We start from the raw sequence: 21,933 nt of genomic DNA, 5'->3' as shown, positions 1-21,933 counted from the left end.
AATTTATAGGAATGAATAGTTCTTTTTTGGCCGCTAATTATCACCCGTGAGTTAACAATTTGAAAATGCTGTAAATTTTTAAATTGATTAATACGTTTTGGTCTATTGTGACTTTTCCGTTTAAAAACGCCTTATTTATCCGCTTTTGTTAATTTTATTTATGCCAGACAACTACTTGTTGAGCAGTTGCTTATGCCTATGCCTTAGGTGATTTATAAGATAGGTTAGGAGCACGGTGCTTTTTGTTTGGTTTATTTTTAGATATATTTGGCTAAATATTAACAATTAACACCCTATTATGAAGAACAAATTACCTAAAAAAGGGACAGTGTTATTTACATTTATGATGTTTTTAGCAATGTCCTTTTCAATGAATGCACAATATTGTGTGCCGGAGGCTACGAACTCCGAACGCTTTATTGACAATTTTTCAACTACGCTTGGTTCGGATAACATCTCGAATCTTGAAAGTGGATTTTCCGCTGACGGATACGGAGATTTTTCCGATACCCAAGGCGTTACCCAAGCCCGTAACCAATCTGTTGATTTTTCAGTAGATATTGAAGGTGGAAGTGCCGGATTTAGAATTTGGGTGGACTGGAACCAAGACGAGGTTTTTGACACATCTGAAGAGGTTGCTTTTAATTCAAGTGGATATTCGGCTACGCACGACGGCAGTATTGAAGTGCCTGGTGATGCTTTAGAAGGCGATACCAGAATGCGAATTGTAAGCCATTGGTTAAGTTCAGCGGGTGATGTAGATCCATGTGTAACAGATTTCACCTATGGTGAATTTGAAGATTATAAATTTACTGTAGTCGCGGGTCAAGATTGTACGGGAACACCAGAAGCTGGAACTGCAATACTAGACCTTGCTTCTGGAAACCCTGGTTCTACTTATGTTGTTTCTGCTGAAGACTATACAGTTGCAGATGCATTATCTTTTCAATGGCAATCTAATACAAACGGTGCCGGATGGGAAGATCAAGGAGATGCTACTGCTGCGCATACCCCTTATACCGCTACAGCGCCAAGTGAGATTGGAGATGAAGCAGCATGGAGATTGGCATTAACTTGTACCGCTTCAGGTGAGACTGCTTTTTCTGAAGTAGCTACATTTACTACAGAAATTAGCTATTGCGAAATTACCGTGAATAGCACAGAGCCAATATCTAAAGTTGTTTTTGCAGGAATTGATAATGATTCCTCTCCATTAACAACTAGTGAAGGCTATGAAGACTTTACAGCTATAGTGGCAGAAGTTGAAGCAGGTGAAACCTATAGTTTTACTGCAGAAGGAAACACTAACGGCTCTTACATTAACTTCTTCACCGTTTGGATTGATTGGAACCAAAACGGAACGTTTGACACTGAGGAAATGTATGAAATTGGTTCAATTGAAGATTCTGATGGAACCGATGGCCAGCAAGCCGTAAATGATATTGAAGTGCCTGCTGATGCCCTAGAAGGTGAAACTCGAATGCGAATTGTGAAAAACTACAACACCTCTCGAACCAACCCTTGTGGTTTAGTTAGTTATGGTCAGGTGGAAGATTACACAGTAAACCTTGGCGGTTCTGGAGGCGGTACTTTCCCAGCACCATATTGTGAAATTGCAGATGCTGATGAAGTTATGGTAGAAGAAATTACAGCTGTTGATTTCGCAGGTACAAGCATTACAAATAATGATAATACTTCACCCTTAATTGATAAAACGGATGTTGTTGTTGCAATTACTGCAGGTGATACTTATACCATTTCTGTTGAAGGAAATACCTATGGCGACTTTGATAGTAACATTGTTGCTTTTATAGACTGGAACCAAAATGAAACCTTAGACGATGCGGGCGAAGTTTACGAAATAGGAACCTTATCTAACTCTTCTGGAGACGATGGTGTTTCTGTAAGCATGGATATTGATGTGCCAGCAGATGCAGTTCTTGGAGAAACCCGCGTTAGAGTTACAAAAACATACTTTGATGCAGACTCACCTGCCGAGATTAACCCTTGCGGTATTGAATTTAGTCCAGGTGGCTACGGTATTTTCCCAGGATTTGGTCAATCACTTGACTTTACTGTTGCAGTTGAAGAAGGTAACAGCATAGACTGTGACCAAGGAGACGATAGTAATGAGTTTGAAAATGGATTAAATATTACAGCGGGCGGTACGTATAGAAATGCCGATGACTTTATGGTAACTGCAGATAATACATTGAATGTTAAGTCTATTGAGCTTAATGTTATCGCTTCAGATCGTCCAGACAACTATAACATAAATTTCTATAACGATGATAATGGAGTACCAGGATCTACAGTTGTACACTCTGTAACTGCTGTTGAGCCTTACGCCCAAGTGGCAGTAGGAACCGCTTTTGGATTTAATGTTTATGCTGTTTTTATAGAAGTTGATTTAGATTTTGACGGTGGAGCCTCTGGAACTACCTATTGGATGCAACCTGAAGCTACCATTGTAGATGGTGCCTTCTGGGAGGTTAGTACAGTAGGAACCTTAGGAGAACCTATGCATAGTTCAGAAGATCAGGGAGCATGGACTCCAGATGAAGATGGATCGCAAGGAGTGTTCAAATTACACTGTGATGTTGCAACACCACCAGACCAAGAATGCTTCTTTGATATTACATCATCGGTAGAGCCAATTACTAGATTGATAATGGCAAATGTAGATAATGCTTCTCCTGTTAGCAGTTCAGAAGCTTTAGAAGACTTCACAAGTGTAGTAATTAATGCAGAAGCCGGCGAAAGTTATGATGTAGCCTTAGAGGGTGATACTGCAGGTTCTTTTACCAATTACTTTACAATTTTCGTCAATACAGATCTAGATAATGAATGGACTACATACGAAACATTCGAAATTGGTTCAATTACAGGGTCAACAGGTGATGACGGACAGCAAGCTACGGCTAATATTACTTTGCCAACTAGTTTAACCGAAGGCGAATACCTACTTAGAGTTGTAAAGAACTTTAATGCATCGCCATTAGATCCATGTGCTGCTTATAGCTTTGGACAAGGAGAGGATTATACCTTAAACATTGGCCCAGTAGATGACTGTACAGGTACACCAGATGCAGGTGCGGCAACTGTAAGCCCTGAAGAAGGAAACCCTAATAGTGATTATACCGTAAGTGCCGCTGGTTATGGTAGTGCAAATGGAATTACTTACCAATGGCAATCTAATACTGATGGTGCAGGATGGGAAAATGAAGGAGACCTACTAGACCAATACGCTAACTTTGACGCTACTGCTCCAGCTGATGCAGGTGCTGAAGTAGAATGGAGATTGGAAGTTACATGTACGTTCTCTCAAGAAGCAGCCTTTTCTGAAACAGCTACTTTTACAACCACTTCATCAAGTATCTATTGTATTCCAGTTTTGGATTGTACCGATGGTGACGTAATCAATAACGTATTATTCCAAGAAATAGACAACGCTACAGCTTGTAGCCCGGATGGCTATGGAGATTATACTGCTATGGTTGCTACCGTACAATCTAATGGAACCTACCCAATTTCAGTTACCGTTGGAGGTGGCTGGGCAAATGAGTCGGTTTCTGTTTGGATTGATTTTGACGATAACGGAACCTTTGACGAAGATGAATTCTTCTTTATAGGCACTGGATCGGCAGAAACTTTAACAGGCGATATTGCAATTCCTAATGATGTAGCAGATGGTAACTATAGAATGAGAGTTCGTGTTGCCGCAGTAGATGAAACTACAGCAACTTGGGATATGGCTTGTGATGAAGATCAAGTTTATGGTGAAACTGAAGACTATACGGTAACCGTTGACGGGGTAGCTGGTGTGGATGATAACGCTACAAATAGCTTTACATTCTATCCAAACCCAGTGGAAAATACACTGACTATCTCAGCAAACGAAACCATTCAGTCTGTTTCGGCATACAACGTTTTAGGTCAGGAAGTATTGAACAACACTAATTTTGCCGATGGTAAAATGGATGTTTCTTCACTGCCAACCGGTACGTTTATGTTCCGTCTTACTTTTGAAAGTGGACAAGCTGAAAACTTTAAAGTTGTAAAGAAGTAAGTTATTCTTTAGTAGCAAAGAAGATTGATGAAAGAGCTGCTCCTTAATTGGGGCAGCTTTTTTTATAGACTCATCCTAAAAATATAATTCATTAGCATTTATTGCTTAAGCAACATAAATAGATGGAATATAAATAAGAAATCACAGTGTTATCTTGGGGTAACCGCCCTATTGGTAGTAACAGACAACACTTGGAGTTATAACTTGGCGATAAAATGATGTTTAGCTCACTTGGCACAAACCTAAAATCTTCTTATTTTGGGAGATTATTCCAAACATTTGTACTATTCTTAAAAGATTCTCAACTAGGAAGACTATATTAATTTAAATAGATGTATTTTTTGCATCACTAAAAGAACTGAGGCTTTATGAAAATTGAAAAAGATAAACACTGGATCATGTTTTATGGCATAGCCGCAGTGTTGTTAATTGTTGTTCATTACTTGCTAGATTTAAAAGTACTTGAGCCTTGGAATGAGTACCTGCCTTTTTTGAAAACCTTAAGTCTGAGCTTATTCTTAATTGCGCTAATCTTTTTAGTTAGCAAAATCTTTGAAAGAGTGGTAAATACCCAGACCCGTCTTGAGGGAGATCGGTATAACCTTTTGCGCATTATCAGGTTTCTAGCTATTGTATTTAGCCTTGTGGTTGTAGTTTCTTTTTTATTTAAGAGTCTTTATGGAGCCGCATTAAGTGTAGGTCTATTCTCTTTAATAGTAGGTTTTGCACTGCAAGCGCCTATCACATCGTTTATAGCATGGGTATATCTTATATTTAGACGTTCCTATTTGGTTGGAGATCGTATTCAGATTAAAGGCTTTCGTGGCGATGTTGTAGAAATAAGCTACTTAGATACTTCAATTTTGGAGTGCAGTGGAGATTATTTGGTTAACGATAGAAAAAGTGGAAGAGTAATCCGTTTTCCGAATAGTTTAATCTTAAGAGAAGAGGTCATTAATTACTCGGGACCCGAAGTACCGTTTATATGGAATGAAACTGCTATTCAGGTTGCCTATACCAGCGATTTGCAATTTGTTGAAGATTGCTTGTTAAATGCTTCCCGGAAAGATTTTAAAGCTCGCTATCCACAGCTTGATATAAAGGCCCATGAAGATTGGGAGCCTACGGTGTACTTCAGAATAAACTCTTATGCCTGGATGGAGGCTGTAATTTCTTATCCAGTGGAACCCGAAGATACTACCGGCCGTAGAAACCGTATTTTACGATCAGCCCTTCCTGTGCTGAACGATGCGCCAGATAAAGTGAAATTCCCCGAAGGCACGCTTCGTTAATAAACTACATATTAATGAAAAATGTATTGTTTAAATAGTTTTCTGATGCTTTGAAGACCAGAAATTGGTTAGATCTATATGTTGTATATGGCGGGAGTAGATATACACCTAATATCCGTTGTGCATTTTGGTGTGAATTGGAATCAGATAATCAAAACCTTCGATTTTTAGCAATGAAAAAAACGAATATTCATGATTGAAAAAAATCGGTTCTTGAGTTTAATCCATTGAAATTTACACAGAACCAAAGTTAGATTGTTTTTAAATAAACTTTTAATTTTCATTATTCGCGTTTTCCTAATTGTTTAAAGAATTAATTTGTAATTTGCACTTTACTGCACTAACATTTAAAATGCTGATTTATAGTTAATTAAATATTAAAAGCTATTTATTTCTTATAAGGAAAACTCAGAATTCAACTTACTTTCTATTATGCGTACTCAATTTTATATTATATCGACAATTTCTTTGTTGATAACCTTCGGATTGGCCTATTTTCTAAACTCCAGCTGGTATGTGGTTTTCGGAATTGTATTAATCGCGACTATTGTGGGGTATTATGATATCTCCCAAACGCGACACACTGTTATGCGAAACTATCCAGTGTTTGGAAGACTGCGCTATGTGTTAGAAGAACTTCGCCCTAAAATGTATCAATACTTTATAGAATCTGATATTGATGGTCGCCCTTATAATAGAGTAGATCGCTCTACGGTTTACCAACGAGCAAAACGAGTGCGCGACACCATTCCCTTCGGAACGCAGCACGATGTGTATGGGGTGGGCTATGAGTGGATTTGCCACTCCATTGCTCCCAAAGAATTTAATACTTTAGATCATGACCCAAGGGTTATGATTGGAAACAAGGATTGTAAGCAACCTTATTCTGCCAGTATCATGAATATCTCGGCAATGAGCTTTGGTGCACTTAGTGCAGCTGCCGTTGAAGCATTAAACGCTGGTGCAAAAATTGGAAACTTTGCCCATAATACTGGGGAAGGTGGTTTGAGTGATTATCACTTAAAGCACGGAGGCGACTTAATTTGGCAAATAGGAACTGCATATTTTGGTTGTAGAACGGAAGAAGGGAACTTTAACCCTGAACTTTTTGCCGAAAAAGCAACCCATCCGCATGTAAAAATGATCGAGCTTAAGATCTCGCAAGGTGCAAAACCTGGTCATGGAGGTATTCTTCCAGCAGAGAAAAACTCTGAGGAAATTGGAAGAATTCGTCATATTAAACCACATACCAAAGTAAGTTCCCCACCGTATCATTCTGCTTTTAATAGCCCAATAGAAATGGTACAGTTCATCAAGAAATTGAGAGATTTATCTGGAGGAAAACCCATTGGTTTTAAACTCTGTATTGGATACAAAAGTGAATTTATATCCATTTGCCAAGCTATGGTAGAACTAGACATTTATCCAGATTACATTGCGGTAGATGGAGGTGAAGGTGGTACTGGTGCAGCACCGCCAGAGTTTAGTAATTATGTGGGGGCACCCTTGATTGATGGGTTAGATTTTGTTCACAACATCTTAAACGGAATGGGTATTAGGCAACATATAAAAATTATAGCTTCGGGGAAAATCTCCTCTGCCTTTCACGTGGCTCGAGCTATTGCCTTGGGAGCAGATGCCTGTTATCAAGCCCGCGCCATGATGTTGGCCCTAGGCTGTATTCAAGCATTATTGTGTAACACCAATAAGTGCCCTACTGGCATTACCACGCAGGATCCAAAACTAACCAAAGGCTTGGTTCCAGAAGATAAAAAGACGCGAGTGGCACATTACCACGAATCAACCATTAAAAACTTTGTGGAACTTTTAGGAGCTAGTGGTTTAGATGAAGTGAAGAACTTAACCCGTTCACATATTTACCGTCGTATTTCATTTAACGATATGATTACTTACGAAGAACTTTTCCCATCCATTAAACCCGGATGTATGCTTAATGGTAATATCCCTGAAAAATACAAGCTAGACTTTAAATTTGCTGATAAAACGCGCTGGGGAATTCATCCCGATGTGGTTTTTTAAAAAGATTCTTTTAGACGATTTGATTAACAAACATCTCTAAAAACTTGCCGATTGGCATTTTTAGGGATGTTATTCTAAGGTCACAGCGTTGATCGCTATATTATAAATTAGTCGTGTCCGACTAAGATATAAGACCGCTGCGCTGAAAGATATAAGACGTAAGACTTGCTTTTTAATAGATTGAAAACTAGATAAAATTGATTAAACATACTTTTTAATTGATAAATTTTGATGCTAAGTATAATAGCATGCTGTCATTAAATAAAAAATATTCTAATTGCCTATTATCTGTGACTCAACAAATTTTCTCACTCTTTTAATCGAACACTAATGATTATAAATTAGTAGTGTCCGATTAAAATAATTAAAAAACCACTTGTTTCAACAATAGTAAGCTTTTAGAATATCATTAAAATATAACACCTTGCTATTTAGCTTCCAATAAAGGATAAACATTTTAAAAATATGTATAACGGAATTAACCTAATTATCAAGACTTTACAATTCTAGTCGTATGTCGTTAGTCATTTAGCGAAGCGGTCGTACATCTTTGTCGGACACTAATGATTATAAATAGTGAAAAAATTGTTTTTAACTCTTGAAAGACCCTGAGTGTTTCTAAATGTCTTGTTGTTTAAACATCTTATCCACTAGTTTTTAGGATGCCATGTATAATTTGAAAATTTTTCAGAAAAACTATCCATTCTACTTAGTCTTATTCTAAATAAGGCTTAAATTTGCACCAAAATTTAAAAATTCAATTCAATGAAAAAATTAGTTTTATTTAGTGCCCTTATTTTCGGAATGGTATTTTATTCTTGTTCCAGTGATGACGATTCTCCAGCCGAGGATAATGTTAATTTAGTTGGGGAGTGGCAACTTACCAATGTAGATTTTACACGTATGGAAGAAGGCGGGATACCTGCAAGCGATGCTTGTATTGTTGAGCTAGTTGCTGGCTACGATTTCCGTGCAGATGGAACATTTTACTTTATCTTGGGAGATACTGATGCCCCAATCAGTTTTGAAGGAGAATATTGGTCTTGGGATGGCGAATTGGAAGATTTCAGAATTATCCAAGACAACCCTGCAAGCCCACCATATAACTTTAGCTTAACACCTACAAACATCAATGTAACAGAAGTTGATGGGAAAACACAGATTACTTTTAATTCTGAAATGTCTAATGGGTCAGCGGCTAAATTTACGATTGTAAAAGAGGCTATCGATACAACCCAGTTGCCAGAATTAACTGATCCTGATGGAACTCCGTATCATTGCGGATTTTTTGATTAATCATATAGTTAATGTTTACTAAAAAGTCTATAACAGACTTTTAATTGTCTTTCTGGGCGTATTTATTGCTGCATCACAAGCTATTTAGATGCTATAGATACGCCCAGTATTACAAAATATCATAGAGCGCTATTGGCTCAACTCTCTTATGTTACGGAATTTTACACACTTTTTTCTTTTACTTCTCTCCACGTTTTGCATCGCACAAAATACTGCGATTATAAAAGGGAACGTTGTGAATTCCATCGACAACCAACTTGAAAATATTCAAGTTTATTTGGTTGAAACCAATACAAAAACCCTAACAGATAAGGCCGGAAATTTTATTTTTGAAAACTTAGCTGCGGGAACTTATTCCATTTATCCTACCTATGACGGGTTTCAATTTCCCGTTAAAACCGTAGAAGTTGGAGTAGGGGAGATTGCGGAAACAACGCTCTACGTTGGGACCATGAACTATACGCTAGAAGAAGTGAAACTTCGGACGCTGAGTTTGAGTGAAAAATTAAAAAACGCTGCCATCAAAGCAGATGTTATTTCGGTAGAAGCAAATACTAGGCGGGCCAATTCGGTAGAGGACTTGGTTGATAAAAGCCCCGGAGTTAAAATACGCAATGTAGGCGGCCTAGGCTCTGCAAGCAATATTATTGTGGGCGGATTTACCGGGAACGCGGTCAAGTTTTTATATGATGGTGTTCCAATTGACTACCTAGGCTCCAATTTTGGACTTACCAAAGTGCCTACCAACGCCATTAGTCGTGTTGAGGTATATAAAGGAGTGCTACCTACTAAAATTGGGGTAGATGCCCTGGGTAGCGCCATTAACATTGTGCCAAAACGGAGCTCTAAAAATTCAGGTACGGTTTCCTACGAAACGGGTTCTTTTAACACCCATATTGCAACTGCAAACGCCAATTTAAAGTTGAACGAGCATTTTTTCCTTGGTATAAATAGCTTTTATAACTATTCAGACAACAATTATAAAGTAGATAACCTGCCCTATAAAGATCAAAATTCGGGACAGGTTAATTATATTCGGGAGCGTTTATTTCACAATGGGTTTAACCAACATTCCTTAGAGTTTTCGCTTGAAGCTCGTGAGTTGTCTTGGGCAGAATCTATTGAGCTTAAAGTGAATTCATATGGCTTAAAAAGAGACATCCAGAACGATCCGTTTTCAAGAGCAAGACCTTTTGGTGAAGTGTACCGAAAAGAAAGTGGTGACTTTATCCCTTCGCTTAAATATAAAAACCACTTTTTAAATAACAAATTAAGCATCAATCAATTTGTTGTGTATAGCCAAATCAATTTTGAAATCTTTGACCAGGCCAACAATGTATATTATGATTGGAAAGGAATGGCTCATGCCACTAATTCAGGTTCCGAAATGGGTAACCTGCTTTTAAAGGATGGCTATCTTAACAACAACTTTAAACAATTTACTACGCGAACCAATCTAAATTACCTAATTAACAACTATTTTCAGATAGAAAACAACACGGTTTACAGTCATTACAATAGGTCGTCAAACACCAACGACTTGAATATAGACGGCACTGTCTATGATAAACTGATCACTAATTTTGCCCTAAACACACAGTTTTTTGAACGAAAACTGGAATCTAATACTCAATTTAAATACCTATACGGAAATTTTGCAGGCCAGTATAATGCTTCAGATAATCCGCTAGAAGAGAATATTGTTTCCAAAGAAGTAACAAATACGGGCTTGAGCTTTTCACAGGCTTTAAAGTACAACATCAATGCTAAAAGCTATGTTCGCGTTTCAATTGAAAATACGTTTCGATTGCCTGAACAGCAAGAATTGTTTGGCGATAATAACTTTATTGTAGCCAATTACGAACTGGTTCCGGAGGAGAGTAAAAATATAAACCTAGGTTATACCTATACGGGAACTAATTTTGGTTTTGAAATAAACACCTATTATCGCGATACTAAAAACCTAATTCGTTTAAAAGACCTTAATCAATATCAGGCTACCTACTTAAATTTAGACAATGTTAAAGGCTTTGGGGTAGAGTTGCAGGCCAATTATGAACCAGTAGCTAATTTACTTTTAGGTGGAAACCTAACTTGGAACGATTTCCGTTTGCGATCTTCTGAAGATAGCTTTTTAAACAATCAGCATTTTGAGGATGCCCGTATTGCCAATATGCCGTTTTACTTCGGTAATGTAAGTGCAACCTACAACTTTAAGGAGCTGTTGAAGCTTTCTACAGACTTATCCTTTTTCTGGGATTATTCCTATGTGCATCAGTATTACCTAGATTATATAGAGCAACAATTTGAACCCGATGGATTTTTAGGGCTCTTCGGAACATCTAAAATTAATACCAGCCGGATTATTCCGAGGCAGCACACCCATAATTTGGGATTTATCTATGTGCGCGATTTTTCAAAACAAAGCGTATCTTTTAGTGCGGAACTTAAAAATGCATTTGATGAAGATATTTATAACGAATTTAAAATGCAGAGTCCGGGCCGGCATTTTAGAATGAAAATAATGTATAGTTTTTAAGCGTATGAAGTTTTCAATACCATATAAATTCCTTTGCTGCCTAATGGCTTTAGGCTTGTCTGCATGCGAGGTTGACAACTTAGATGATCAGAATAAAACGCCAAAGACAGATTACTCGTCCTTTAGTTATGTGTTAGCTACTGAAGATGCTTCAACGGCAGATATAACCCGTTTCTTTAGTTTTAATTTAAACGGAATAGACCCTGGAAAAACCTATGATTTAATTGAGGCAAACCAAACCTTTGTCAACTCAGATCCTTCAACTTCTTCAGGACATCGTTCTTTTAAAAACTACATCTTTAGTATGGCGAAAGATAAACGAGGTTATTCATCTACGCCTGGTTTATTTCGGCTTACGTTAAACACAACAAATCAAATTTTTATTGATAGTGAAATATACATAGGTAAAGAAAACCTATTTCCGTCGCGAAAATTAGCCTTGGTAAATGATACCCTTGGTTTTTACTACAACGAAGATGGTGGCGGGCAGACCATACAGGCTTTTAACCCTTTGACTATGTCTACAAAAGCCAACTTAAACCTGCGCCCCTATATTGAAGCATTTCGTCCCGAAGCGGAATTTGAGGATGAATTCGGAAATAATTTGGTTAGAACCGGTTCTTTGGTAATGGACACAAAAGAGGATAAATTATACGTTAGTGTTGTTTTTTTAGAGAGTGCCAATTTTAACTTGATTGCAGAGGAGGAAGAAAATTTTTACTTAGCGGTAATTGATATCCCTAGTTTTAGTTTTGAGAAAATCATTCAATACGAAGGAGTTAAAACAGTTGGGTTTTTTGTTTCGGAAAACAATCCTACTACCAAAGATGAAGATGGAAACCTCTACTTTTGCTCTTGGGGCTGGAACCAGTTTAATGACCATAACCCATCTAAGGTTTTTAGGATTAAAGCTGGCGAAACAGATTTTGACCCCGATTGGGAAATTGATATTGAATCCTTGTTCGGAACGGGAAGAATCGCCCAGTCTATTATGGCCTATAACAATAAGCTGTATCTACATATTTCGGAAGACCCTTATCTTTTTGACACCAGTGAAGAGGTAGAAACCCGGAACGGCTTAAAATTAAACTACTACCAATTTGATACGGCTTCAACAGAAAACTATACCAAGCTCGATGTTCCCGCTTCCAATCCGGCTGCTAGAATGAATGTTTTCAATGTGGTGGACGATAAATTGTTTATGGTTGTACCCAATGCTATTGCGCCCAATTTTAACGGCGTTTACTCTATTGACCGCGCTGGGAATATTAAAAAAGAAATGCAAGTTGCGAATAAATATAGACCTACACGGTTTTATAGGTTGGGGGAGTAGGAGTGGATTACAATTCTGTAATTTATAATGCCTTAATCCATTAAAAAGTGTTTATATTGCGCCTCCTAATTTTAATAATTGGGCACGTGGTTCGAAATTCTCCCACGTTAAAAAACTAAGAAACGTTTTATGTCTTCCGAAAAAAAACAAGTCCTAGCCCTATGGTTGGCAGGGTTTCACATTCTTATTGTTGCGTCAAGCAATTATTTAGTACAGTTTCCTATAAGCGTATTTGGGTTTAAGGCTACTTGGGGTGCTTTTACCTTTCCGTTTATCTTTTTAGCTACAGACTTGACCGTTCGTCTTTTTGGCGCGCAATTGGGAAGACGCATTATTTTTTATGCCATGTTTCCCGCCTTATTGGTTTCTTATTTAATTACGGTTGGTTTTCGTCATGGCTCATGGCTGGGAATTGAATCCTTTTTTAGCTTTGATCTTTTTGTGGCGCGTATTGCTATCGCGAGTTTTTCAGCTTATGTTGTTGGACAGATTTTAGATGTTTTTGTTTTTAATAAACTTCGGCAACATAAACAATGGTGGCATGCTCCCGTGGCCTCGAGTATTTTCGGAAACCTAATGGATACCTTTGTGTTTTTTACAATTGCATTTTACAAAACCTCAGATGCCTACCTCGCCGAAAATCTAGTTGAAATTGCTACGGTAGATTATGTTTTTAAAGTTGTAATTAACGGCCTATTCTTTCTTCCGCTTTATAAAGTTATTTTAAGCCAGGTCCTGAAAAAGCTTCAACCTAGGCCTTAGTGCATTTTATGTTTTAAGTTAAGCTATAAAAAGCTTACTCAATTTGCTGTAGTACATAAAACACTGCCCCACCAAGAAAATAGGAAACTACATCCCAAACATCGCCTGTATATCTATACGACTGCTGGGGTAAATAATATTCAAAAGCAATAGAAAAAAAGACTACAAGGCTCAGTATGGTAAAAACGTCTAGGCGAATTGTTCTATCTTTTTTAAGCAACCAGACGCCGTGTAAACACAGTGTAGCAACAATGGGTATTGCTAAAAAATCGTTTAAATGATGAAACACCCAATTGGGCTTTGCAAGAGAAAAGTACTTTAAACCTTGAACACCTAAAAACACGAGTAAAAACAGAAATACGGCTGCGTGTAGTAGCTTTAAGGGCAATTTATGCATCATATAAACAAAAACGAAATTAGCCAGATGATAAATCCGCCAATAAGCATAACAGCCATCCAGACTGAGCGTAATACGTGATACGTGCCACGAACCAGCCAAAACCGATTCGTTTTCCAACGTTCAGAAAATGATTTCTTTTCCGCAACTTCTACTTCCGGTGTAGTTTCGGGATGGGGTTCTGTGGGGGTATGTTCAGGTTTTGATGTTGAATTTTCAGCGTTTAGACCGGCAGTATTTTTTTCAACATTTTCCTTGTTTTGCTGTGACATATTTAAACAAAATTCAACTGACAAAGATAGTACTTATTACTTGAGAATCGGAATCGTATTTTAAGTCAGTCTGATCGATTTTTGTTGAAACAATGCTAGGTTTCTCCTGAAGTAAAAGGGGCTTCCTACCAAAGTGTTTGTACGGCGCTATTCAACTTTTTTTAAACACCGTTGAATCATTTTTACGGCTTCGTCAATGGTTTCTTTTTTTGTTCTAAAAGCCAGGATGGCAATCCGGATAACAAAGCGTCCATCTATTATAGAGGAGCTTAAAAATACAGTTCCGTCGGCATGTATTGCTTTCATAAGCTGCTTGTTTTTCTCATCGGGATTAGTTTTGAAAGGATACCAAAAATAGCTAACGGATAAGTCTGGCTGTGGACCAAGACAAAAGTTGAGTTCAGATAGTTTGTTTCTAAAATATTGGGTTAGCAGTAGTTTTTCTTCTAAACAGGCGATAAAAGGGGTTATTCCGTGCATTTGCAAAGGCAACCAGACTCGAAGCCCTCTAAAGTGCTTGGTTAACTCTGGCGATAGATTTGCCGGACTTTTCAGCATTTCTTCACTTGCACCGTCCTGCATATAATTTGCCGTATAATAATTAGAGTGTAAAACGGCTTCGCTGTCTTTAATTAATACGGCACCAACACCATAGGGAATAAAAAGTCCTTTATGGGGATCTATAATTACTGAATCGGCTTTTTCAATTCCCTTAAAAAGATGCTTTTTTGAGGTCATAATAAAAAATCCACCGTAAGCAGCATCTACATGAAACCACAGTTTGTATTTTTTTGAAATCCTTGCTATTTCGTTTAGTGGGTCTATAGCTCCGGTATCTGTAGTTCCTGCGGTTGCTACAATCATAAATGGTTGCAGACCCATAGAAATGTCATTTGTTATAACTTCGGTTAAGGCATCTGTTTTTAGTTTGTGGTTATCGTCTAAGGCAACATACCGTATAACAACGTCTTCCAACCCGATAATTCGCAAAGTTTTTTGGGCTGCATGATGCACCTGTTCACTTACATAAACCACACTTTTTGGGATGCGCTCATTCTTGATTTTATGTTTGTCTCTTGCAGCGGTAAAAGCAATAAGTGTTGAGATGGAACCTCCAGAAGATAGACAGCCAACCGCAGTGTCTGGAAATGAAAACACGTTCTTTAACCAGTTTACCACTTCGTTTTCTATGGTGGCTGCTCCGGGTGATGCATAATGCACGCTAGCGTACGGATTGGTAATTGCAGCGATGTAATCTGCCAAGGCGGCGGTAAAAACTCCTCCGCCCGGAATATAACCCAAATGCTTTCCTGAAGCGGCATTAATACCGGTCTCGGCCACTTCTTTTTGATACACTTCCAAAAGCGCTGTAAGTGACCTTTCCCGATTCGTAATTTCTAAGGAATTGGCACTCTTCTCAATAAAGGCTTTTGTCTTTGGAAGTCCCGCTATAAACTGATTGGTATAATCTGTTACTTTTTCGATCATCTCTAGTCTTTCCGGCTTTTGTATATCGAGTTTCCCGCTTCTTTTATTCAGTTCTTGTAACTTCTCAATTATATTTTTTGTGTCCATACAGTGCTTTTAAACTACTTAGCTATGTTTTTAGGCCGTTTTCATGGTCATCTAACAAAGGTAATTTTTTAAAATTTTATTTACTATTGACCAACAAAAGAATCAAGAATACACCACGCTGGTGCCGGCGGTTCCGTCAGGGACTTTCTTTGTTAAAATAGACGAAGCCAATACAACAGCTTAACATGTGGATTTATAAGAAGAAAAATAAACGATACTTACCCAACAAACGAAACTTCAAACCTAGAGATTGAAGAATTGTTTTAGGGCTGAAAAAAACTAAAAACATTGCCGCCGTATTTACGAGCTTCGGCAAAATGATCTAGTTCTGAAAGATTTATTTGTTTAGAATGTTCTATCACTAATAAACCATCTTCGTTAAGTAGATTTTTTTCAAAGATTTTAGTCCTTAAGCTGGATAACTCGGAATAATCGAACGTGTATGGTGGATCGGCAAAAATAACATCAAACTTTTCTGAAACATTGTCTAGATAATTTATAACATCAGATTTTACCGTTTTAATAGGAAACGAGAATTCTTCTGCTATTTTATCTACGTACTGAACGCAGCCGCTATGAGCATCAACTGAGGTTACGTTTGGCACGCCACGGGAAGCTAATTCAAAACTAATATTTCCTGTGCCGGTGTATAGATCTAGCGCTGTAAGTTCATCAAAATAATACCGAACCCTAAGGATATTAAAAAGTGCTTCCTTGGCAAAATCTGTCGTGGGGCGTACCGGTAAGTTCTTGGGGGCGATAAGTCTTCTACCTTTATGTGAGCCTGAAATAATTCGCATTATACCGTAGTTTTTAATATGAAATGTTGATGGTCTTTATCTCCTGGGGTAAGCTTTGTTATAGTGCTTTTGTTTGTGGCAAATTCAATATTTCGAATAAAAGTATATGCCATTTTATAGTTTTCATCTGCTTTATCTATTGCTCCGCAAAGATATACAGGGAGCGTTTCAGGGTTTAACTGCAATTGCTCCATACAAAAGAGTGTGTAATAGATAAAATCTTCGGGCGTTTTGTAGGAATAGCTATTGCAGAGTTGAAGAGCTCCATCTTTTAGGACGATACAATCGAAAGTGTTTTTCTGAAAATGGAGAAACATTTTAGGTAAGGTATATTTTTCATCCTTAAAAATTGATTTCAACAGCAGGGTGGTGGCGTGATAGTAATTAAACGATCCGTATTTCTCAAAGAAGAAGTTGTTGATATTCATAAATGGAATATACACCACGACGATATCTTGATTTTCCAAAACGTCATGCGCCATATAATCGTTAGCCAGTATTTTTGCGTTGAATTTTAAATATTCGCTGGCTTTGGTTTCATCAAAAAGTGTCTTGGGGACTAGGCTGTAAATAGAGGTAGCGTAAATCAATGAAACCTCTTGAAACTCTGAGTTTAAAATAGCATTATCAAAAAATATCGATTCAATTTCTATGAGCAATTCTTCGGGAGTGGTGCTGTAATCTAATATTTTTTCATGGAAAAAAATCACCTCAGAACTTTGAGGATCCGTTACCAAAAAAGAAAGCCCGTTCAAAGAAACTTGAACGGACAGTCTATTATGTGTTGAGATTTTTATGTTATTTGTTTTTAGCAGAGTCATAAATTTTTGGCCAGTTACCAGTAGTATTTACCTCTTCTAAGGAACCTACTTTAATATCTGGGCCGTTAACGCCATCAACAGATTGAACTTGTAACTCTTGCGTTACAAGATCTTTATCGCGGTCTTGTAAAATCACCTCTTTTGAAACTTTTGCTTCAAAGACAGAGTAGGTGTCATCGTTTTTTACAATGGTACCAGAGTTAAGTTCAAATTTTGCATCAACCCCTTCAACAGGAACGTTCATCATTGTTTTATATCTGTCAGCACCTCCATAAAGCGAGTCTCTAACAGGCATAAACCCTAATGTGTCAATTAATGATTCTTCAATAAAGTAACCTTCATCGATACCGAATGCTTTGTTTCTTTCAACATCAGCATAACTAGTATCTCGTCTTTGCGTAATTGCAAATTGAGCGGTATCAATAAAGCGCACCAGACTATCCCAATCGCCCGTAAAAGCACCCGTTATCTCTTTATGGGCAAGCTCGGCAACTTGTATGTCTTTTAAATTCTTAATAACTTTGGCATACCGTGCCTCCTTAACTTTGTTAAATTCTACAGGCCCCATTATAGAGTTCCATAGTTTCCAGCCTAAAAACACGATGACAATCCAAAGGACAATCTGAATTACTAATTTCATTGTTGATATTGTTTAAATGTTGATTTTATAAAAGGTCTATCGCAAATCTACAATTTTTTTTTGTTCGTAAAAGTATATTGTGAAAAAATCATACCTATCTTTAAACCCTCATTATTAGTAGTGAAACATGAATGTATCAGAATTTTATAAATATTTAAAGCTCGGTTTTCCCCATAATACGACGCATAAGCAGGATATAGCCCTTCAATTGTTGGCAAAATTTGTGCTGGGAAATAGCAAAAATGAGACGTTTTTATTAAAAGGTTATGCCGGGACGGGAAAAACGACAATTGTAGGTGCATTGGTCAAAAACCTAAAAAAAGTCAATAAACGTTCAGTTTTGTTGGCGCCAACAGGAAGAGCTGCCAAGGTAATTAGTAATTACTCCAGTAAGCAGGCCTTTACTATTCATAAGAAAATCTATTTTCCGAAGAGCGAAAAGGGTTCTGTGTCTTTTACCCTGCAAAAAAACAAACATCGGGATACAATTTTTATTGTAGATGAAGCATCGATGATACCAGATATTAACCAAGATTCCAAACTTTTTGAGAATGGTTCTTTACTAGACGATTTGATGCAATACGTTTATAGCGGCAACAATTGTAAACTTCTTTTAATTGGAGATTCTGCACAATTGCCGCCAGTACATTTGGCAATTAGCCCAGCTTTAGACCCTCGGGTTTTAGAAATGCAATACAATCGTGAAGTGACCTTGTTAGAGTTAGATGAAGTGGTGCGCCAGCAACACGATAGCGGTATTTTAGAGAATGCAACAAAGATAAGGGAGCGGCTTGATGATGAGCTCTATGAAGCTTTTAGGTTCTCAGGAACCAGTTTCCCAGATATTATTCGCCCCATTGATGGGCAAGAGATAATGGATGCCATTGGCGATAATTATTCCAATTTGGGTAATGAAGACACCGTCATTATAGTTCGGTCTAACAAAAGGGCAAACTTGTACAATCAAAGTATTCGGCAACGTATTTTATTTCAAGATTCTGAACTTGCTGCCGGCGATTATTTGATGGTAGTTAAGAATAATTATTTTTGGATAGATAATAAAAGTGAAGCAGGCTTTGTTGCCAATGGTGATATTATAGAAGTTTTAGAAATATTCGCTTTTAAGAATTTGTATGGCTTCCGCTTTGCCGAAGTAAAAGTACGTATGGTAGATTATCCAAATATGAAACCATTGGAAACAGTGCTTCTTTTAGATACCTTAACATCTGAAACGCCTTCGCTTACGTATGAAGAGTCAAACACCTTATACCAAGAGGTTATGAAAGATTACGTTAATGAAAAGTCTAAGTATAAGAAGTTTTTAGCAGTAAAAAACAATAAATACTTTAATGCGTTGCAGGTTAAGTTCAGTTATGCAATAACCTGTCACAAATCGCAGGGTGGACAATGGAACACTGTTTTTGTAGAACAGCCTTATCTTCCCAATGGAATAGATAGAGAGTATCTGCGTTGGCTTTATACCGCCATTACTCGTGCCGAGGAAAAGTTATACCTTATTGGCTTTAAAGATGCATTTTTTGAAGAAGGATAGGTGCATTGCTTTTTGATAGCGTTAACCGGTAAGTTTATTTTTATAATTTAATAAAATATTTGAGTTCACAATAAATTAAAATGGAAGCTTTTAATATCATAGTCAGTATTTTTCTAGGAATTGGTCTTGCCGCGGCGGTCGGTTTTAGGGTGTTCTTACCACTTTTAGTATTGAGCTTGGCAGGTTTTTATGAGGTTATTCCGTTAAACGAAAGTTGGCAATGGGTAGGAAGCCTAACCGCCGTAATCACGATGGGAGTAGCCACTGCAATTGAAACTTTTGGGTATTATATACCTTGGTTAGATAATGTGCTAGACACAATTGCTTTGCCTTTGGCAACCTTGGCAGGGACCATAGTTATTGTGGCAACAGTGGCAGACCTTAGCCCGGTTGTAACTTGGGCCTTGGCTATTATAGCGGGAGGAGGAACGGCTGCAGCAATAAAAGGAAATACTGCCGCGGCCAGGCTCACATCTAGCACAACCACGGGCGGCCTAGCAAACCCAGTTTTGACTACGGTAGAAACGGGTTCATCTATGGTAATGGCAATTGCTTCTATCTTTGTGCCTGTTATTGCTTTTGTTCTTGTAGTCTTCTTATTCTTTATGATTTTTAAGTTTTATAAAAAGCTTCGTAAAAAACGAGCCGCAAGAAGTAAATCTTCTTATTTTTGAAATCATTCTAAAAAATAATTTGTCTTGAAAATAATTGCCATGATCCCTGCCCGCTACGGCGCGTCTAGATTTCCAGGAAAACTAATGCAGGATTTGGGTGGAAAACCCGTTATAGTTAGAACATACGAAGCCGCTAAAGCCACTGAACTTTTTGAGGAAGTCTATGTGGTAACTGACAGCGATGTGATTTTTGAAGAAATTGAGCGGCATGGCGGAAAAGTCATTATGAGCCAAAAGCAGCACGATTGCGGAAGTGATCGTATTGCAGAAGCCGTTGAAAACATGGATGTTGACATTGTAGTCAATGTTCAGGGTGATGAACCTTTTACTAGCAAAGAAGGCTTAGAGAAGGTTTTAGCCGTATTTAATGAACCTGATGCAGAAAAGATAGATCTGGCCTCTATAATGTCGGAAATTCACGACTGGAAAGAAATTAGCGATCCTAACTGTGTAAAGGTAATTGTAGATAAAGATGATTTTGCACTTTATTTCTCGCGTTCGCCAATTCCGTATCCGCGAGATAAAAATATGGAGATTCAATACTATAAGCACAAAGGTATTTATGCCTTTAGAAAAAGTGCTATTCTAGATTTTTACCGCTTACCAATGCGCTCTTTAGAAGCTGTAGAGAAAATTGAATGTATCCGTTATTTGGAATACGGAAAAAACATAAAAATGGTCATTTCAAATACTTCTGGGGTCGAGATAGATACGCCAGAAGATTTAGTTAAGGCCAATAAAATGCTCAAGGATAAAAATCCGGATACAATCAATAATAAATTTAGAAATTTTCCCATGGTGCCTAAGATTGTTTTTGGTGAAGGCTCTTTTGATCAGCTTTCAACAATACTTTCTTCTCAGAAAAAAGAAAATGCACCGTTTATATTTTTAGTAGATGACGTTTTTGAAGATAATGCAGCGTTTTTAGATAGAATAAATCTTCGGTTTAATGATAAACTTATTTTTGTTCCAACCGAAGAGGAGCCAAAAACTACTCAGGTTGACGCCTTGGTAAAAGCTATAAATAATGAATTTACCCATACCCCCTCAGGGATAATAGGTATTGGTGGTGGCACGGTTATGGACTTGTCAAAGGCGGTTTCCATTATGCTTAGCAATCAAGGAAGCGCAGCCGATTATCAAGGCTGGGATTTGGTTAAGCACAAAGCCGTTTATCACGTGGGCGTACCAACCATTTCAGGAACAGGCGCCGAAGTTTCACGAACAACGGTATTAACAGGCCCTGTACGCAAATTGGGTATAAACAGTGACTTTACACCATTTGACCAAGTAATTCTTGATCCAGAGCTTACCAAAGGCGTTTCCAAAAACCAATGGTTTTATACCGGTATGGATTGCTTTATACATTGTGTAGAGTCTCTAAATGGTACGTTTTTAAACGCTTTTAGCCAGAGTTATGGTGAAAAAGCCTATGATTTATGTCTGGAAATATTTCTAGGAGACGAGCTTCCCGAGGAAGATTCTCGTGGAAAATTAATGATGGCATCTTGGCACGGTGGTATGAGTATTGCCTATTCGCAGGTTGGAGTAGCCCACGCCATGAGTTACGGCCTAGGTTATGTATTAGGTACAAAACACGGGATAGGTAACTGTATTGTCTTCCAATATTTAGATGAATTTTATCCCAAAGATGTGAAACTGTTTGAGAAAATGGTAGAAAAACACAATATTGAAATCCCACAAGGAATCTGTAAAGATCTTACCGAGGAACAATTGGAAACAATGGTTACAGTTGCACTTAGCATGGTTCCACTTTGGGAAAATGCCTTGGGCGATCAGTGGGAAGAAACAATTACCCCTGAAAAACTGAAGGCGTTATACTTAAAAATGTAATTCGCACTAAAAATATC

Annotated in this window: 16 protein-coding genes, 1 pseudogene and 1 riboswitch; of the genes and pseudogenes, 11 read left to right on the top strand and 6 right to left on the bottom strand. The window is 37.7% G+C overall.

All coding sequences use genetic code 11. The features are described from left to right. Positions 1 to 298: 298 nt before the first annotated feature. The 7 genes from QPK98_RS05445 to QPK98_RS05415 all read left to right on the top strand — a co-directional run bounded on the left by QPK98_RS05445 (position 299) and on the right by QPK98_RS05415 (position 13,331). A complete protein-coding gene (locus QPK98_RS05445; RefSeq protein ID WP_310992045.1) occupies positions 299 to 4,069 on the top strand; it encodes a GEVED domain-containing protein in 3,771 nt (1,256 codons plus the stop codon). A gap of 368 nt (positions 4,070 to 4,437) precedes the next feature. After that, on the top strand, positions 4,438 to 5,361 hold the full coding sequence (locus QPK98_RS05440; protein WP_310992044.1) for a mechanosensitive ion channel family protein: 924 nt from the start codon (positions 4,438 to 4,440) through the stop codon (positions 5,359 to 5,361). 432 nt (positions 5,362 to 5,793) lie between these two features. Continuing rightward, a complete protein-coding gene (locus QPK98_RS05435; RefSeq protein ID WP_310992043.1) occupies positions 5,794 to 7,401 on the top strand; it encodes an FMN-binding glutamate synthase family protein in 1,608 nt (535 codons plus the stop codon). A 765-nt stretch (positions 7,402 to 8,166) separates the two neighbouring features. Then, positions 8,167 to 8,697 (top strand): hypothetical protein, encoded by a 531-nt coding sequence (locus tag QPK98_RS05430; RefSeq protein WP_310992042.1) that lies wholly within the window; start codon positions 8,167 to 8,169, stop codon positions 8,695 to 8,697. A gap of 148 nt (positions 8,698 to 8,845) precedes the next feature. Further along, the gene (locus QPK98_RS05425; protein WP_310992041.1) at positions 8,846 to 11,236 is read left to right on the top strand and encodes a TonB-dependent receptor; all 2,391 of its coding nucleotides are present in this window, start codon (positions 8,846 to 8,848) and stop codon (positions 11,234 to 11,236) included. 4 nt (positions 11,237 to 11,240) lie between these two features. Beyond that, positions 11,241 to 12,569: a DUF4374 domain-containing protein gene (locus tag QPK98_RS05420; RefSeq protein WP_310992040.1), complete on the top strand. Its 1,329-nt coding sequence runs from the start codon at positions 11,241 to 11,243 to the stop codon at positions 12,567 to 12,569. Positions 12,570 to 12,649: 80 nt separating this feature from the next. After that, positions 12,650 to 12,694: riboswitch (PreQ1 riboswitch) on the top strand. A gap of 4 nt (positions 12,695 to 12,698) precedes the next feature. After that, complete coding sequence (locus QPK98_RS05415) at positions 12,699 to 13,331, top strand: 7-cyano-7-deazaguanine/7-aminomethyl-7-deazaguanine transporter (RefSeq protein ID WP_310992039.1); 633 nt, start codon at positions 12,699 to 12,701, stop codon at positions 13,329 to 13,331. 34 nt (positions 13,332 to 13,365) lie between these two features. Here QPK98_RS05415 and QPK98_RS05410 read toward each other — a convergent pair whose 3' ends face one another. The 6 genes from QPK98_RS05410 to QPK98_RS05385 form a co-directional block, all read right to left on the bottom strand. After that, positions 13,366 to 13,731, bottom strand: coding sequence for a hypothetical protein (locus QPK98_RS05410; RefSeq protein ID WP_310992038.1), 366 nt, complete (start codon positions 13,729 to 13,731; stop codon positions 13,366 to 13,368). Beyond that, positions 13,728 to 14,000, bottom strand: coding sequence for a hypothetical protein (locus tag QPK98_RS05405; protein ID WP_310992037.1), 273 nt, complete (start codon positions 13,998 to 14,000; stop codon positions 13,728 to 13,730). Before QPK98_RS05405 ends, QPK98_RS05410 begins: the two co-directional genes overlap by 4 nt. Positions 14,001 to 14,147: 147 nt before the next feature. Beyond that, entirely contained in the window at positions 14,148 to 15,575 is a 1,428-nt protein-coding gene (locus QPK98_RS05400) for a pyridoxal phosphate-dependent decarboxylase family protein (protein ID WP_310992036.1), read from the bottom strand. Between the two features lie 263 nt (positions 15,576 to 15,838). Further along, on the bottom strand, positions 15,839 to 16,375 hold the full coding sequence (locus QPK98_RS05395; RefSeq protein WP_310992035.1) for an RsmD family RNA methyltransferase: 537 nt from the start codon (positions 16,373 to 16,375) through the stop codon (positions 15,839 to 15,841). Continuing rightward, entirely contained in the window at positions 16,375 to 17,196 is an 822-nt protein-coding gene (locus QPK98_RS05390; RefSeq protein ID WP_310992034.1) for a DUF3822 family protein, read from the bottom strand. Before QPK98_RS05390 ends, QPK98_RS05395 begins: the two co-directional genes overlap by 1 nt. Next, entirely contained in the window at positions 17,174 to 17,836 is a 663-nt protein-coding gene (locus tag QPK98_RS05385; protein ID WP_310992033.1) for a hypothetical protein, read from the bottom strand. The genes QPK98_RS05390 and QPK98_RS05385 overlap by 23 nt, the downstream gene beginning before the upstream one ends. Before the next feature lie 127 nt (positions 17,837 to 17,963). Between QPK98_RS05385 and QPK98_RS05380 the strand changes: the two genes are divergently transcribed. The 4 genes and pseudogenes from QPK98_RS05380 (at position 17,964) to QPK98_RS05365 (ending at position 21,916) form a co-directional block, all read left to right on the top strand. Continuing rightward, complete coding sequence (locus QPK98_RS05380) at positions 17,964 to 19,388, top strand: ATP-dependent DNA helicase (protein ID WP_310992032.1); 1,425 nt, start codon at positions 17,964 to 17,966, stop codon at positions 19,386 to 19,388. A gap of 80 nt (positions 19,389 to 19,468) precedes the next feature. Beyond that, complete coding sequence (locus QPK98_RS05375) at positions 19,469 to 20,062, top strand: DUF4126 domain-containing protein (protein ID WP_310992031.1); 594 nt, start codon at positions 19,469 to 19,471, stop codon at positions 20,060 to 20,062. 39 nt (positions 20,063 to 20,101) lie between these two features. Further along, positions 20,102 to 20,812 (top strand): annotated as a pseudogene (kdsB, locus tag QPK98_RS05370) (3-deoxy-manno-octulosonate cytidylyltransferase); the annotation flags it as partial. After that, positions 20,804 to 21,916 carry an iron-containing alcohol dehydrogenase family protein gene (locus tag QPK98_RS05365; protein ID WP_310992121.1) on the top strand — a complete coding sequence of 371 codons (1,113 nt, stop codon included), beginning with the start codon at positions 20,804 to 20,806 and terminating at the stop codon, positions 21,914 to 21,916. The pseudogene kdsB and the gene QPK98_RS05365, both read left to right, overlap by 9 nt. The last annotated feature ends 17 nt before the right edge of the window (positions 21,917 to 21,933 follow it).

Origin of the sequence: Aequorivita marina (assembly GCF_031631895.2) — a bacterium.
GTDB lineage: Bacteria > Bacteroidota > Bacteroidia > Flavobacteriales > Flavobacteriaceae > Aequorivita > Aequorivita marina.
This window is presented reverse-complemented; position numbering and strand designations above follow the sequence as displayed.